Source organism: bacterium (assembly GCA_035559435.1).
GTDB lineage: Bacteria > Zixibacteria > MSB-5A5 > WJJR01 > WJJR01 > JACQFV01.
In genome coordinates this window covers 1-14,161 of the sequence record DATMBC010000004.1, presented here as the reverse complement: position 1 = coordinate 14,161, position 14,161 = coordinate 1, and the positions used below count along the sequence as shown (strand labels likewise).

The window sequence follows — 14,161 nt, the reverse complement described above, 5'->3', positions numbered from 1 at the left end:
GGGCGCCGGAACGGTCACCAGAGTGGTGGTTCCCGACGGCGACGGATGATGCCCGTTTTGCGTGCCGCGGTTCTTGACGATGCGGATGGTCTGAAACCACCGCCGCACTTCGAGCGAATCGATGTTCGATTCCTCGACGATTTTGATCAACTGACGGATCGCCTGCTCGTTCATGGCTTCCCCCTTCCGGGAAAGTCCCTACGCCCCAGAAACTCCCTGAACTACAACTCGATCAATTGGCGCGTCGAGGTGGTGATGACCTGCGCCTTGCCGGGACGGATCAGGATGTCATCTTCGATGCGCACCCCGCCCCATCCGGGAATGTAGATGCCCGGCTCGATGGTGACCACCATGCCGGTCTGCAGCACTGTCTGGCTGCGCGCGTTCAAGGCCGGCGCCTCGTGGATCACCAGCCCGATGCCGTGCCCCAGACCGTGGTCGAACCGCTTGCCGTAGCCGCCGCGCTCAATGACGACGCGCGCGATGCGATCCAGATCGGCGCACTTCAGGCCGGGCCGCGCCTTGGCGATGGCCGTGTCATGCGCCTTCAACACCAGATTGTAGACCTTGCGTTGCCGGGCGGTCGCCTTGCCCAGGACTACCGTGCGGGTGACATCGGACACATAGCCGCCGACCGTGGCGCCGAAGTCGAAGGTGATGAAATCCCCCTTCTGCACCTTCTTCTCCGAGGCGCGCCCATGCGGCAGGGCCGACCGGTATCCCGAGGCCACGATCGTCTCGAAGGCGGGCCGCTCGGAGCCGGCGCGGGTCATGCGGTACTCCAGTTCGGCAGCCAGATCGCGTTCGCGCACCCCGGGCCGGATGAGTGGCAGCGTGTCGGCCAGCGCATCCTCGGCGATCCGGGCGGCGCGGCGGATACTGGCCACTTCGCTTTTGTCCTTCACCTGCATCAACGTCGAAACAAAATCTTCCAGCGGCACAAACAGCGCCCGCGGGAGCAGCTCGCGCAGACGCTTCCCGTTTTTTTCGGTCAGCAGGGCGGACTCGATACCGATGCGCGGACGGCCGTTCTTGAACAGCGGCAGATTGGGCAGATGGGCAACCAGATCACCCGGCACAATGTCCACTTTGGCGCCGCGCACTTCCTTTTTGGCCTGCTCGCGATAGCGACCGTCGGTAAAGAACTCGGCGCTGTGGCGGCCCAGCAGCAACAGGCCGTTGGAACCAGTGTAACCAACCAGATACTGCAACTGGTTGGCGGCGGTGGTCAGCAGGTATTCGAGGTGCTCGTCGGCCAGGCGGCGGCGCAGTTTGGCGATGCGGGCTGGGTGTATGGACACAGTTGCCACGTCGAGTTCTACCCTTCTATCGGCGCCCGGGGGCTCCGGGTGCACATTCCCAATTTGAGAGTGTGCTGGGCCGGGCAGGTTCAGTCAAGGAAAATGTCGAGGGCGGTAATGGAATGCGTTGTACGTGAATTACTTAGCGCCGCCGATCCTTCTGAGCAGGCCGGTGGTTGAATATCCCCGGCGCATGGTCACCCGACGGACCCGGCCTCCCCAGCCGCGCACCTCGGCTGCTCCGACGATCTGGCCGGTGGCATATTCGGCACCCTTGACCAGGACATCTGGGTGAAGTGCACGGATCAATTCCAGCGGGGTGTCTTCGCCGAAAATACAGACATAGTCGACCATGCGCAGGGCCAGGAGCATGCGGGCGCGGTCCTGCTGGCGGTTGAGCGGACGCTCCGGCCCTTTCAGTCGGCGCACCGAGGCATCGCTGTTAAGCCCGACCACGAGGATGTCGCCGAAACTCTTCGCCCGACTCAGGATGTCGAGATGGCCGCGATGGAGGATATCGAAGACGCCGTTGGTGAAGACCACGCGTTTCCCCTGCCGCCGCCAATGGCCACGCATCCGGGCCAATGCGGCGCGGCCAAGCAGGCGTGAACGGAAGGAGCTGGTTTTCATCTCGGATTGGAATGCCAGGCGACGCGGTGGGGGTCCCGCGCTCCGACCGTGCTGAGGGCTCCAGGGAGGGCGGGCCTCCCGACGAGCCATGCGCTCACATCGCCGCGGTCAAACAGTTGCCGCATGTTAACTGACGTCCAGTTGCGGTTCGGGAAGATCGTCGAGAGCCAGACGGATCGCCGCCACGGTGGTCTGGGCGGTGCCGACTTCCTTGATCACCTCGCCGGCGGCGACATTGGCGACATACGCCGCCTGCAGCATGCTCCCCCCAGCCGCCAGCGTCATCGCCACTGTCGCCACGACCGTATCGCCCGCGCCGGTGACATCGTAGACCATTTTGGCGACGGTCGGAATCCTGGTCAGCCGCCCCTGCGGTTCGAACAGCGCCATCCCCTTTTCGCCGAGCGTGATGAGCAGCGTGTCGGCGTCGAGCCGTTGGAGCAACTCGAACCCGACGGCGCGCAACGACGCGTCATCGCGAATGCGCCGACCGGCGACGAACCCCGCCTCGTGGTGATTGGGCGTGAGCGTGGTGACCCGGCGATACGAGTTGAAGTGCGTGTCCTTGGGATCGACAACGATGAACTTGCCCTGGTCGCGCGCGGCGGACACCACACGGTCCAGCAGCGGCGGCTGGATCACGCCTTTGCCGTAGTCGGAGATCACCAGGCCGGCGGCGTCGCGCAGCTCGGCGAGGCAGCGTGTGGCCAGCTCCTCGATTTGCGCGGCGGAGATCGCCTCGATGGTCTCGAAATCCGCGCGCACCACCTGCTGGTGGTGCGCCACGACGCGGGTCTTGACGGTTGTCGGACGCGCGCGGTCGACCAGGAGCCCCGCCGTCGACATGCGTTGGTCGCTCATGCGGGCGCGGACCAGTTCGGCGGCGCGATCCTCGCCGATGATGCCGACCGTGACGACCTCGCCGCCCAGCGAGCGAATGTTCTGGGCGACGTTGGTGGCGCCGCCGAGTTTGGCTTCCTGCCTCTGCACCGCAACCACCGGGACCGGGGCCTCCGGCGAGATGCGCTCGACCGAGCCGATCCAGTACTCGTCGAGCATAATGTCGCCGAGCACGACGATCTTGCCCCCGGCGAAGCGGTCCAGCAGGGCGCCAACGCCGAGATGATTCTCGGAAATCGGGGCCAAGCTTTTGGCGGCGTTGACTTTCACCGTGTCATGGTATACCGTGAGCCGTCGGTTGACAAGGAGGAATTGCCGTGCAACAACAGCCACCGCGCCAGCAGATCAATGTCGAAGTCGGCCCCGCCGAGGCCGAAGGCATCTATTCGAACCTGGCGCTGATTGTCCACTCGCCGCAAGAGTTTGTCATCGATTTCGCCCGCATCACGCCGGGCGCGCCCAAGACCAAGGTTTATGCCCGCATCATCATGACCCCGGCCCATGCCAAGATGCTGCTCAATGCCCTCGAGGAGAATATCAAGAAGTACGAGTCGGCGTTCGGCGCGATCAAACTGGCGGGCTCCGACGACAAGAACATCGGATTCCAGGCCTCGCGCTGAGTTGTCGGCGCGCAAACTAAACGGGGACGACGCACGACGGCGCCGTCCCCGGCGATCGAACGGGCGTCCGATCTACGGTGCCGTCTTGTTCACTTCGCTGACGGTGATGCCCCAGCCGGTCGGGTCCTCGGGCGGGGAATCGTTCCAATCCGGGAAGGAGTGCGAGTCGTCGGTGACGTAGTGCACGATGTACTCGCCTTTGTCCAGCAGGATCACCTGATCGACCTGACGGTTCTTCTCGGCGCCGCCGGCATGCGAGGTCTTGCGGAAGGTCATCTCCCAGACAATGTCGCCGGTGCGGGCGTCCTCGATCCAGCCGTAGTCGACCATTTCGTGACGGGTGCCTTCGCCGAGGGCGCGGATGCGGACCCGTGTGGGTGAGACCAGCGTGAAGCGGCGGGTCTCGTCGGCGTCATCCCCGACCTCGCTGATGCCGGCCAGAAGGCCCGGCGTCCGCACGTCAGACTTGGCGATCAGAGTGAAGTTCGCGCGGTTGAAATCCGGGTTGCCGGGATAGATCGTGACGCCGTACGATTTTTGGTCATAAGGCGGCGACGAGTTCCAGCCGCTCCCTTCGGAGTGCGATCCATCCGTGACGTAGTAGAGCGTGTAGTCGCCGGCGGAAAGTTCGACGATCCCGTCGAATTGGCGGTTCTTGCTCGCGCCGCCGGCGGGTTCGGTGTTGGCGCCCGTCATCGACCAGATTTTGGCACGGTCATCGGCGCGGGTGATCCAGGCATAGTCGGCCATCCGGTCGCTGTATTGATCGTACTCGCCGATCGCGTAAACGCGCAACGGGGCGGATTGCATCAGGCGGAAATTCTCGGAGACCAATTCATTGTCGCCGATGCCGGTGATCTTTAGCAGCGGCATCTCAGCAGCCGGGGCGGCGCGCAGCACGATCTTGGAGGCGTCGGCGGCCGACGCCGGAAATATCTGCAGCCCCCACGCCTCCGGGTCGATCGGCGGCGGCGCATTCCAGTCGCCCCAGGCGTGGGAATCGTCGGTGATGTAGTAAGCGATGTACTCGCCGCGCGGCAGACGGACATTTTCATGGAAGCGACGGTTTTTCGAGGCGCCGCCGGCGTGATCGGTGTTGTCCTCGGTCATTTCCCAGACCCGCGCCCGGGTGCGGGCGTTGACGATCCAGCCGCCATCGACCATCGACGCGGCCGATCCGGCGAATTCGCCAAGGCAGTAGATTTCCAGCACGCAGTCATCGGTGAGCGAAAAGTCGACCTTGTTATAGGAATCGTTGCCGGGATGCACAATCCGGACCGGCGCATCGCGTTGGATCGGGCGGTCCTCCACCTGCAAGGCGCTCGCGGCGGCCAGACGCACCATGTATTCGGGGGCCAGTTTGCGGCTCAGCTCATCGTCGCCCGGGAAATCGGTCTTCCCCTTGTCGAACCACTCCCCAAGCCCCTTGAGCAATTCCTTGAGATTGTCCGAGTCGAAGTTGCCGAAGTAGAAGAACGGTTGGCCGGCGTAGTAGATCAGCTCGTACGATCCCGGCCGCAGGGTGATCTCGTCTTCATAGCGGCGCAGCCACTTCGAACCGTCGACCGGGTCGGTGATTTCCTCGTCCATCGACCAGATCAGCGTGCGGGTGCGGGCATCGATGATCCACGGGTAGGCGAACAGGTACTCGCCGGACTTCAGGCCGGCGCCGACCGCTTCGATGGTCACATCGGTCGAGGCGGACACCGTGAAGGTGACCGTCTCCAACGCCCGCGGGTCCAGATCGGTAATAACCACCTCACCGGCGGCCGCGTTTGTCGGCAAAGTGAAAACTAGAAACAGCGCCCCGACGGCCAGGACAGCGCCGGCGGCCAAACACCTCGTACAGGCACCCAGACAAACTCCCATCAGCTCACCACCCGTGGTGTCTCACAACTTCAAACCGATGTCGATGCACGACTTCACAATTATGGTACGGCATTTGCATCTCCAGGTTTCATCGACTCAGGCATTGCCGCTCAGCCGCCGGACCGCGGACCAGACATCCTCGGCGGTGACCAGGTCCTGACATTCCAAGGGATAGTCCTTGCGCAAGCAGCGATTGCTGTAACAGGGCGAGCAGAAAAGCGACTTTTTGACAGTCAGGGCATGCTCGGTGAAGGGCGCGACCTCGGCCGGATCGCCCGGGCCGGAGATCACCACGACGGGCGTCCCGACCGCCGCCGCCAGATGGGACAGCCCGGAGTCGTTGCCGACAAAGAGGGCGGCACGACGGATGATCTCGCCCACCACCGGCAGCGTCCCGCAGCCGCAGAGGTTGAGCATTGTCGATGCGGATAACTCGGCGGCAACGGCCCCGCAAGCGGCACGGTCGTTCGGTCCGCCCACCAACCAGCACTGGCCGCCATTGGCTTGCCAGCGGCGGCCGATTTCGGCGAATCGCGCCGCCGGCCAGAGTTTGTTCGGCTGAGCCGCGCCGGGCGCAATGGCCAATGGGGATCCAAATGGCGGCATGATCGTCGCCAGCAGCGTGTCCGCCGCCGCGGCCGCCTGCGGTCCGGGACGGTAGTGAAGACCTCGATCCATTTGCGCCTCGGGCCAGACCAGTCGCAACAATTGCAGATACCCCTCAGCGCGATGCGGACGACGGCCATTGGCTCCATACGGGAGACGGTCGGTCAGAAGCCAGCCGCGCGCGTCGGCGGCATAGCCCACCCGGCGTCGGACGCCGGCCAGACGAAACATCAGCGCCGAGCCAAATGAGGGCGGCAGGCAGAAACCCAAGTCATACCGTTCCGGACGCAGGCGGCGGGCATTACGCCAGACACTCCTCAGCCTCGATTTCCCCGCTGGTTCATCCAATGCAATGACACGGTCGACCAGGCGCAGATCGTCCCATAAGTCGGCCAGCGCGGCGCGGCAGACCAGATCGATCGCCGCATTCGGCGCATTCAACCGCAGCGATACCAGGAAGGGAAACGCCATGACCGCATCACCTACCCAATTGGGCGCGCGCACGACAATTCGTGACGGTTGCGTCGGCGTCGGCATCGCGATCATCCCCGCCAGCGACGGTGGGTCCAAAGCCATTGCGATGGGAACCGGCGAATGTGGTTTTCCAGCCGTGTGGTGTACGCCTGCGTGAGCGCGCGCACATCGCGTTCCTCGTCGCCAGTTGGCGTGTAATCAAGCACACCGTCGATGAACGCGTCAAATCGCCCGTCGTCCTTGCGCACCATGACCCCGGTGAGGATCGGGCACCCGAAACGCAACGAGAGGACCGCCGGGCCCCGCGGGGTCGAGACAGGGCGTCCGAAGAAGGTGACGGTCACCCCTTCCTCCCCCGCGTGTTGATCGGCAAGGATGGCCACCAGTCGCCGGGCCTTGACCGATTCGACGATGCCACGCGTCGCCACCTGCGTTTGAATCACACGCACCCCAAGATCGCGGCGCCGGTCGTTGTAAAGACGGTCGCTGAGGGGATTGCGCATCGGCTTGACGACCACATCGAGAGGGTAACCGCTGGCGGCGATCCATCCGGCGAGAAGCTCCCAGTTGCCGATGTGCCCGCTGACGAGAAGCCCGCCGCGGCCGTCGCGATAGAGAGCATCGATCGATTCGGCGTTGTGCGGATCGACCAGCTTCGACAGTTCCGCGCGGGTCCGGGGCGAAACCCGCAGAATCTCGACGGTGGTGCGTCCGAAATGCTCGAAGACACCCCGCGCCGTGGTGTCGACCTGGTCAACCGTCCACTCCGGGTAGGCACGCTGAAGATTGTCGCGTGCGATGCGGCGGCGGCGGGACCAGACCGCGCTGATCAGACGGCCCAGGACGGCGCCGCCCGCCAGCGCGACACGTCGCGGCACAAGACGCGCCTTCCAGCGCAGCATCTGGAGGGCCAGCCACTCGAGACGATAGCGGAGAGGATGGCGCATCAGGGTTGCGGCGGAGGGGTCGGGTTGGGCCCGTCGTCGCGCGACAGGGGGCCGTAGAGAATGTCCTCGATGGCCTCCTGCTGTTCCCATTCGGCGCGTCGTTTGGCGGCGCGGCGGCGTTTGATCACATAGATGGCCACAAACACCGCGACCAGCCCAAGCCAGAGGAGAATCGTGTCACCCAGGAAGGCGATCCAGTTGTAGCGCGCGCGCAACGATTCGGTGAATTCGCGTTGAAAGGCAGCGTAGTCGGCGCCGGTGGCGTAACGGAACGCCTCATCCCAACTGGCACGTTCGGCCACCCGGCGGCAGAAGAGCACCAATCCGTCCCAGCCATAGGCCTGCAGGTAGTGGTCCATGGCCAGATAGGACTGGGTGTAGGCCAGTTGCGCCTGCGTCCCGGTGAAGGAATTGACCCCGTCGATATCGCGCAACGGAATGAGATTGTCCATGAACACCGCGCGCGCGATCAGGGCATCGTCGCCGAATTGCCACTCATGGGCGAACTGCTGGGCATACCCCTCATGCATCCAGCGCGGAATCTGGCGCATGCCGCTGAGGGCATCGATGTGCAGATGCGCCAGCTCATGGCGCAGCGTTTCGCGCAGCGAGCGTCCGAGGGGGTAGTCCAGCGGTGAACGAACCGCGATCAGGTTGGCCTCGGCCACGGCGGCAGCCACCCCCCAGTCGGGGAAACGTCCGCCAACCACCGAGTCGAAGGATTGCGACCGGGCCACATAGACCACGCGCACCGTGTCGCGGATTGCCACGCCGCTGTGACGGACCAGTTCCTCATGGGCCGCGCGGAGAATCGTCTCGGTTTCGGCCACCAGCGCCGGGTCGCCGCCGCTGATCAGGAGGGGCAACGTCGTCGGCGGTTGGGCGGCCGTCGCGGCCACCAAGGCCAGCACGCCGACGGCGGCAAACAACGACGATCGCAGGATCGGCCGCATATCAGGGCTTTTGTGGTTTGAACAGGTCGCGGAGTTTCTCGTCGAACCTCTTTTGCAGCGTGTCCTTGGCGCGTCCGACCAGATCGTCGACGACATCGCGCGCCGTGCCGGCGGCGTCGATGCGGACCTCCGGCGCGGTCACGGTGCCGGTCAGCGAGAAACGGAGCCCGGTCTCGGGGATGAGGCGCGGGGCGTTGGCGCCGACGGCGCGGGCGCTGACACTGTAATGCAACGAATGGTCCAGCCCATAGGAGCCGCGCGCGGTGTATTGCACGTCGTCGAAGGTGACACGCAGCTCATCGGTGATGATCCGACCGTTCTCGATGCGGAACGGCACGCGCAGATCGCGCAGCGAGCGGGGCCGGTCCAGACCGCTGATGCCGAGCGCGGCGCCGATCCGCCCCAAAAGCGGCGCCGCCTCCAACCGCGCGCCGGACAGATCGACCTTCCCCTGCGCGATCAGCGTGGGCAGAATCTGCTCCGCTTCACGTCCGCGGCCGTTGAATTCGCCGGAGACGGTCATCAAGCCGGACACGCCGCCGACCCAGCCGAGATAGCGGGCCGCGAAGGCTTCGGCTTCGATGTTGTCGGCGCTCAGCGAAGCAAAAAACTCGGGCGCGGGCCAACTGTTCAGATTCCAGTCGAGACGACCGCCGAGCAGACCGCCGTATAGTTCGCCACGGATCGGCGCCAGCGATAAGACCCGGTCGCGGTACTCATACGGGGCCTCGATGGCGGTGAGCAGCAATCCATTGTAGATGACCGTGTCGGCGCGCAGTGTGCCGGAAATCGACATCAATGGGATCTTCTCCGGATCGCCGGTCAGGGTGTCGGGGGCGGAGGTTTCATCGCCGATCAGAGCGTCGAGATCGATACGCGGCCCGCTCACATCGATACGTCCATGCGGGACATCGGGCGTGGCGTAGTCGTTCAGGACCGCGGGCAGAAGCGATTCGATTTGCCCGTTCAGCTGCCCGCGCGATGCGCCGGCGGTCCAGTCGCAACGGTCGAGCTGGACCCCATGGCCGGTCAGACGGCAATCGGCCGAGATCACCAGGGAATCAAAGTCCCAATCGGCATCGACAATACGTAACCGGTCGGAGGCCACCTCGCCGGTCACGTGCAGATTGCGCCAGTCGTCGAGTTGGCCGAAGCCGTTGAGATCAATACGCACCGCGCCGGCGATCGACGACCGCCAGGCCGCGGGCAGCAGGCCCTTCATCCCTTCCAATGGCACGTCGGCCTTCAACAGCGCCGAGAATGTGGGTTCGGTCAGGAAGAGCCGGTCGATGGTGCCCGAGGTGGCGAAAGTTCCTCCGGTGATCTGACCGGCGGCGACCGACCAGGACACCGAGCGATCGCTGCCATGCAGCTGCACGCGTGGGATGGCCACTTCCACGCCGGTTTCTGGCAGTGGCCAACGCAGATCAGTCACTTCGAAGCGTCCCTGCCATTCGGGCGCGGTGTTGTCGGGCAGCGGCCAGACGAAGCGCGCCTCGATGTCGCCCGACATGCGCGCGGTCAGCCCGGCCAACTTGGGCAGCGGGAACGCGGCATCGATCTCGCGAATGAGTTCTTCGACCCGCACGGCGCCGAGGCGTGCGTTAAAGGCAACATCGTAGAGCGACGGCAGAATCTGCACCCGTCCGGCGGCATTGATCCTAGCGCCCCACCACTCGGTCGCGGCCGAATCGACAGTCAGTGTGCGCGAGGTTCTGTCCCAGGAGCCGCGTACCGCCAGCGACGGCTGGCCGGCGCGGATCGAAAAGCGGCGATGGCCTTGCAGGAAAAGCGAGTCGAAGACGGTCTGGGCGTCAAAGGCGAGGAAGCCGGGTCGCGCGGCATCGAGATTGATTTCGGCGTCGGCGCCGAAGAGGTCGATCCAGAGGGCATCGCGCCGGTCGCGCCAACCCAGCCCGGCATCGACGATAATGATCCGGGCGACCTTCAGCGGCTGGCCGTCGGCGGGCGCCATGCCGGAGTCGGGGGCGGCATCGGTCTTGATCATGCCCGCGAAATTCGATCGGCCGTCTTCGGAGAGTTCGATCAGCGCATAAGGCTGGTCGAGAACAATCCGGTCGATGACCACATGGCCGCGCAGAAGCGGCCAGAACCGCGCTTTGATGTCGAGACGCTGCAACGAGAGCATCGGTTCACGGGAGAATCCGGCGGCGTTGCCGACGGTCACGCCGTCGAGACGCACCCCGATGCCGCCCCAGAGCGTGATGCCGGCATCGGCGATCGTGACCGGACGGTCGATCACCCGCTCCAGTTGCGGCGTCAGCATCGCCAGCACGCGTTCCTTGGTGAACACGAACTTGACGACCACCAGCGCCAGGAGCGCCAGAAACGCGAGGACGCCAACGATGCCAACGACGAGACGCGCGGATTTGGTCATGGTCGCCCGGGTGATACGCTTCGTTGCCGATCAGTACTCCAGCCAGTCGCCGATCTTCATGACCGTCGGCGTGGCAAATCGGGCGGCGCCGGCAGCGAAGACGGAGGGATCGGCCTTGATCATGTCAAAGGTGTCGTAGTGCATCGGCACCACCCGTCGCGGATGCAGGAGTTCGACGGCCTTGATCGCATCGGCGACGCCCATGGTGAAGTTATCACCAATGGGCAGAAGCGCCAGATCAATCGGCTGCAGCTCGCCGATCAGTTTCATGTCCCAGAACAGCCCGGTGTCGCCTGCGTGATAGAGGGTCTTGCCTTCCGAAGTGATGAGGAACCCGCAGGGATTGCCGGTGTACTCCCACCCCACGGGACCCGGCCCGACGGCGGAGCCATGATGGGCGATGGTCAACTTGACCCGTCCAAAATCGAAGTTCCAGCCGCCGCCGATGTGCATCGGATGGGCATGGCAGCCCTTGTTGGCGCACCACACCGCCAGTTCGTTGGGCGCGATGATGGTCGCCGATGTGGCCTGCGCGATCTCGAGGGCATCGCCGAGATGATCGCCATGACCATGGGTCAACAGGATGTAGTCGGGCTTAATCGATGCTGCCTGTGACGGCGCCTTGGGATTGCCGGTGAAGAATGGATCGAAGAGCAATTTGCGACCGGCGGTCTCCAGCAGGAATGCGGAGTGCGACAGGTATTGGATCCGTGGCATATCTCCTCCCTCATCCGGGCTTGTGCCTGGGATCACAAATATAACGCCGGTGAAAATGCCGCGCCAGTTGCGCCGCGCCAACGGCGCTCAGAGGTCGTCGCTGATGCCCATCTTGCTGAGAACGGGTCCGAAGCGGCGGCGGAGATCGCCGCGGAGTTTCTTGCGCGCGCGATGCAGATACCAGCGGACGGTGGCCTGGGGCATGCCCATGATCTGGGCAATCTCGTCGATATCGAGCCCTTCCAGATCCTTGAGGACGAAGGCCTTGTGCTGCTTTTCGTTGAGTTTGCCGGCCGCCTCGCGCACAAACTCGCCGAGTTCCTTCAGTTGGAACGTCTGCTCCGGGGTGGTGGTGGTGCGGAGCCCCGGCTCGCCCGAATCGTCGATGTCTTCGAATTTGTGCTTCTTGAACTTGCGGATATAGTCGATCGAGGCGTTCACGGCGATGCGGTACAGCCAGGTGGAGAACCGCTTGGAAAGGTCGAAGCGCTTGATATTGTAGAACGTCTTGACGAACACCATTTGCGAGATGTCTTTGGCGTCGTCGTAGTCGCCGACCATCTTGTAGGCAATACCGGCCACCTGCGACCGGTAGCGGTCGGTGAGTTCCTTGAACAGATGGGTCTTGCCCGCCTGAATCTGGCGGATGATTTCCTTGATTTCGGTTTCGTCTTTCTCGCCGCTGTCGGCGGGTGTCCGCGCGACGGCGGCCTGCGGCGGCTTGCGCCGGCGGCTGGGCGCGACCGCCCGCTTGGGCTTCGAGGCAGACGGTGGTTTCCTTACCATGGCATCATCCATTGAAGAACTTTCCACGCTTCCCGACAATCAGATTCCCAAAGATAATACAGCGTGCCCACGCGGGCTCGCCGTCCGTGCAAAGAAAACGCGCGCGGGGCGATGTCCCCGCGCGCACTCCCTCCATCCATCAACAAACTTGGCAGTGAGTCAGGGCGTCGACCCGACGTCCGTCGCAAATGTCTCTCCCCCACCCGGCGCTTTGTCATAGACGTATTTCATCGGATCGACGGGGGCGCCGGCCACATGCACTTCATAGTGCAGATGCGGTCCGGTGGAGTAGCCGCTGTTGCCCACATACCCGATGATGTCTCCTCGACGCACGTTTTGGCCGAGTTTGGCCTCAAACTTCGACAAGTGCCCATACACCGTCTCCACCCCGTAACCGTGGTCGATGACGATGGTGTTCCCGAACTGCGTCTGGCGTTCCCGCAGGATCACCTTGCCGGATGCCGGGGCGTAGACCGGAGTGCCGATACGGGCGGCAAGGTCCAGCCCCTGGTGCGGGCGCATCTTGCCGGTGAACGGATCGGACTTCATCCCAAAACCCCGCATCAGGATGCCGTTGACCGGATAGGTCGAGGGCGTATGATCCAGTCGCTGCTTCTGGTCCATCAATGCGGAGAATACCGACTCGAAGTTTTCGCGCTCAAACGAGGCGCGATGCAGCAGACGGTCGATTTCCGCCTCGATGGCATAGGTCAACTGTGTCGATTCGGACAAGGGCTCGGTCGCTTCGGCCAGCGTCCCGCCGACGCCAAGCGCGCGCTCCTCGTCATCCACTTCCGGGAATCCGAAGACCGTCCGGACCTTCTTTTCCGCCATTTCCAACCGCGCCAGTTGTTCGCGCAGGACCTTGAGGTCGGCCGTGATGCCGGTCAGGGCGGCGCGCAACTCAGCGTTTTCCTTGGCTTGATCCTGGGTCTCGCCCGCCTTGTTGATGCCGTATGTGGCGATCCCGAGCGAACTGATGAATCCCACCACGACCGTGGCAGCGACAGCCACACAGGCACGCACTATCCATTGTGGAACGGAGTACTGCCGAACTCTATCGGTCGAGGGTGGAATGATCAGTATTGAGAGTCGGTCTTTCGACATCCGATTTCCTTTCAGCCGCTTGCCGGGATTCCTTCCCAGCCCTCAAAAAGATGCGCCATAGTATTCGGAACCCGATGTCTTGTCAAGAGAAACAACCATCGCACCGCGTCTTCCTGACGCCGGAAAAGATGGCTTCCGTGGGTTTGAAAGGTGCCTCTTACGGCCTTGTTCGTCCAATGGTGTCTGGTCCGTCGTCACTGCGGCCCGGAGCGACAGACCAACCGATTGTAAATCAAAGGGTTGAGATCGCTACTTAATCAGGTGATACTCATTCCTCAGGATCTTGTTCACGACCTTGATGAATTTCTCCGAGTTCAGCGTCTGCAAGCTGTACAGATGCCAATAGGTCTTCTGGGGGGTCCTCCCCGATGGTTTGCTTTTTTTCGACATTTCCGCTCCCTCCGGACTCAGAAACCCGGAGGGTCACGGTTGGACATCCCCCGGATACTTATCGGTCAGCCGATCCCGGCTTTAACCATTCTGCCAGCTGGCGACCCATGCAACGGGCTTGCCATCGGATTCAGATGGGGAACAATTGCCGTAACGCGTTACTTAAGAATGGATTACGCTAAACAGTCCTAGCGAGGTCCGATTGGAAAAACAGCAGGCGGTTGGGCTGATTCCGGCACTGAGGGGAGCACATCCCACACCGGAGGTGGCCAACACTGCTATCGGGGTCAAGCCGATGGTGCGGAAGGAATTTCCGGGGTGGTCGAAATCCGCTCAACGATGGCAACCACCATCGAACGGACCGGGGCATCGAGATTGCCGAGGGTCTCCCGCGCCCAACGCCCTTCCTGACAGACCAGCACTGTATCACCGACACCCGCATCGACCAGATCGAGGGCGACCA

At 63.5% G+C, this 14,161-nt stretch carries 13 protein-coding genes; 1 reads left to right on the top strand and 12 read right to left on the bottom strand.

The window, feature by feature from the left end:
- Positions 1-221: 221 nt before the first annotated feature.
- The 3 genes from VNN55_00210 to rfaE1 form a co-directional block, all read right to left on the bottom strand.
- Positions 222-1,301: a Xaa-Pro peptidase family protein gene (locus VNN55_00210; protein ID HWO55971.1), complete on the bottom strand. Its 1,080-nt coding sequence runs from the start codon at positions 1,299-1,301 to the stop codon at positions 222-224.
- 138 nt (positions 1,302-1,439) lie between these two features.
- On the bottom strand, positions 1,440-1,931 hold the full coding sequence (gene rfaE2 / locus VNN55_00205; GenBank protein HWO55970.1) for a D-glycero-beta-D-manno-heptose 1-phosphate adenylyltransferase: 492 nt from the start codon (positions 1,929-1,931) through the stop codon (positions 1,440-1,442).
- A gap of 126 nt (positions 1,932-2,057) precedes the next feature.
- Complete coding sequence (gene rfaE1 / locus VNN55_00200) at positions 2,058-3,101, bottom strand: D-glycero-beta-D-manno-heptose-7-phosphate kinase (GenBank protein ID HWO55969.1); 1,044 nt, start codon at positions 3,099-3,101, stop codon at positions 2,058-2,060.
- A 47-nt stretch (positions 3,102-3,148) separates the two neighbouring features.
- Between rfaE1 and VNN55_00195 the strand changes: the two genes are divergently transcribed.
- Positions 3,149-3,451 carry a DUF3467 domain-containing protein gene (locus VNN55_00195; protein HWO55968.1) on the top strand — a complete coding sequence of 101 codons (303 nt, stop codon included), beginning with the start codon at positions 3,149-3,151 and terminating at the stop codon, positions 3,449-3,451.
- 72 nt (positions 3,452-3,523) lie between these two features.
- Here the strand turns inward: VNN55_00195 and VNN55_00190 are convergent, their stop codons facing one another.
- From VNN55_00190 to VNN55_00150, 9 genes are all read right to left on the bottom strand, one after another.
- Entirely contained in the window at positions 3,524-5,209 is a 1,686-nt protein-coding gene (locus VNN55_00190) for a hypothetical protein (GenBank protein ID HWO55967.1), read from the bottom strand.
- 207 nt (positions 5,210-5,416) lie between these two features.
- Complete coding sequence (gene waaF / locus VNN55_00185) at positions 5,417-6,463, bottom strand: lipopolysaccharide heptosyltransferase II (protein HWO55966.1); 1,047 nt, start codon at positions 6,461-6,463, stop codon at positions 5,417-5,419.
- Between the two features lie 5 nt (positions 6,464-6,468).
- Entirely contained in the window at positions 6,469-7,347 is an 879-nt protein-coding gene (locus VNN55_00180) for a lysophospholipid acyltransferase family protein (protein HWO55965.1), read from the bottom strand.
- Complete coding sequence (locus VNN55_00175) at positions 7,347-8,300, bottom strand: hypothetical protein (GenBank protein ID HWO55964.1); 954 nt, start codon at positions 8,298-8,300, stop codon at positions 7,347-7,349. Before VNN55_00175 ends, VNN55_00180 begins: the two co-directional genes overlap by 1 nt.
- A gap of 1 nt (position 8,301) precedes the next feature.
- A complete protein-coding gene (locus tag VNN55_00170) occupies positions 8,302-10,698 on the bottom strand; it encodes an AsmA family protein (GenBank protein HWO55963.1) in 2,397 nt (798 codons plus the stop codon).
- Positions 10,699-10,728: 30 nt separating this feature from the next.
- Complete coding sequence (locus VNN55_00165; GenBank protein HWO55962.1) at positions 10,729-11,415, bottom strand: metal-dependent hydrolase; 687 nt, start codon at positions 11,413-11,415, stop codon at positions 10,729-10,731.
- 87 nt (positions 11,416-11,502) lie between these two features.
- Positions 11,503-12,201: a sigma-70 family RNA polymerase sigma factor gene (locus VNN55_00160; protein ID HWO55961.1), complete on the bottom strand. Its 699-nt coding sequence runs from the start codon at positions 12,199-12,201 to the stop codon at positions 11,503-11,505.
- Positions 12,202-12,360: 159 nt separating this feature from the next.
- Positions 12,361-13,215 carry a M23 family metallopeptidase gene (locus VNN55_00155; protein ID HWO55960.1) on the bottom strand — a complete coding sequence of 285 codons (855 nt, stop codon included), beginning with the start codon at positions 13,213-13,215 and terminating at the stop codon, positions 12,361-12,363.
- A gap of 342 nt (positions 13,216-13,557) precedes the next feature.
- Complete coding sequence (locus VNN55_00150; protein ID HWO55959.1) at positions 13,558-13,698, bottom strand: hypothetical protein; 141 nt, start codon at positions 13,696-13,698, stop codon at positions 13,558-13,560.
- Between the last annotated feature and the right edge of the window lie 463 nt (positions 13,699-14,161).

What these genes read in the sequence shown, in the direction of transcription:
- rfaE2 (HWO55970.1), bottom strand. Translation starts at nt 1,931, where the DNA reads ATGAAAACCAGCTCCTTCCGTTCACGCCTGCTTGGCCGCGCCGCATTG.
- waaF (HWO55966.1), bottom strand. Translation starts at nt 6,463, where the DNA reads ATGCCGACGCCGACGCAACCGTCACGAATTGTCGTGCGCGCGCCCAAT.
- VNN55_00180 (HWO55965.1), bottom strand. Translation starts at nt 7,347, where the DNA reads ATGCGCCATCCTCTCCGCTATCGTCTCGAGTGGCTGGCCCTCCAGATG.
- VNN55_00175 (HWO55964.1), bottom strand. Translation starts at nt 8,300, where the DNA reads ATGCGGCCGATCCTGCGATCGTCGTTGTTTGCCGCCGTCGGCGTGCTG.
- VNN55_00170 (HWO55963.1), bottom strand. Translation starts at nt 10,698, where the DNA reads ATGACCAAATCCGCGCGTCTCGTCGTTGGCATCGTTGGCGTCCTCGCG.
- VNN55_00165 (HWO55962.1), bottom strand. Translation starts at nt 11,415, where the DNA reads ATGCCACGGATCCAATACCTGTCGCACTCCGCATTCCTGCTGGAGACC.
- VNN55_00160 (HWO55961.1), bottom strand. Translation starts at nt 12,201, where the DNA reads ATGGTAAGGAAACCACCGTCTGCCTCGAAGCCCAAGCGGGCGGTCGCG.
- VNN55_00150 (HWO55959.1), bottom strand. Translation starts at nt 13,698, where the DNA reads ATGTCGAAAAAAAGCAAACCATCGGGGAGGACCCCCCAGAAGACCTAT.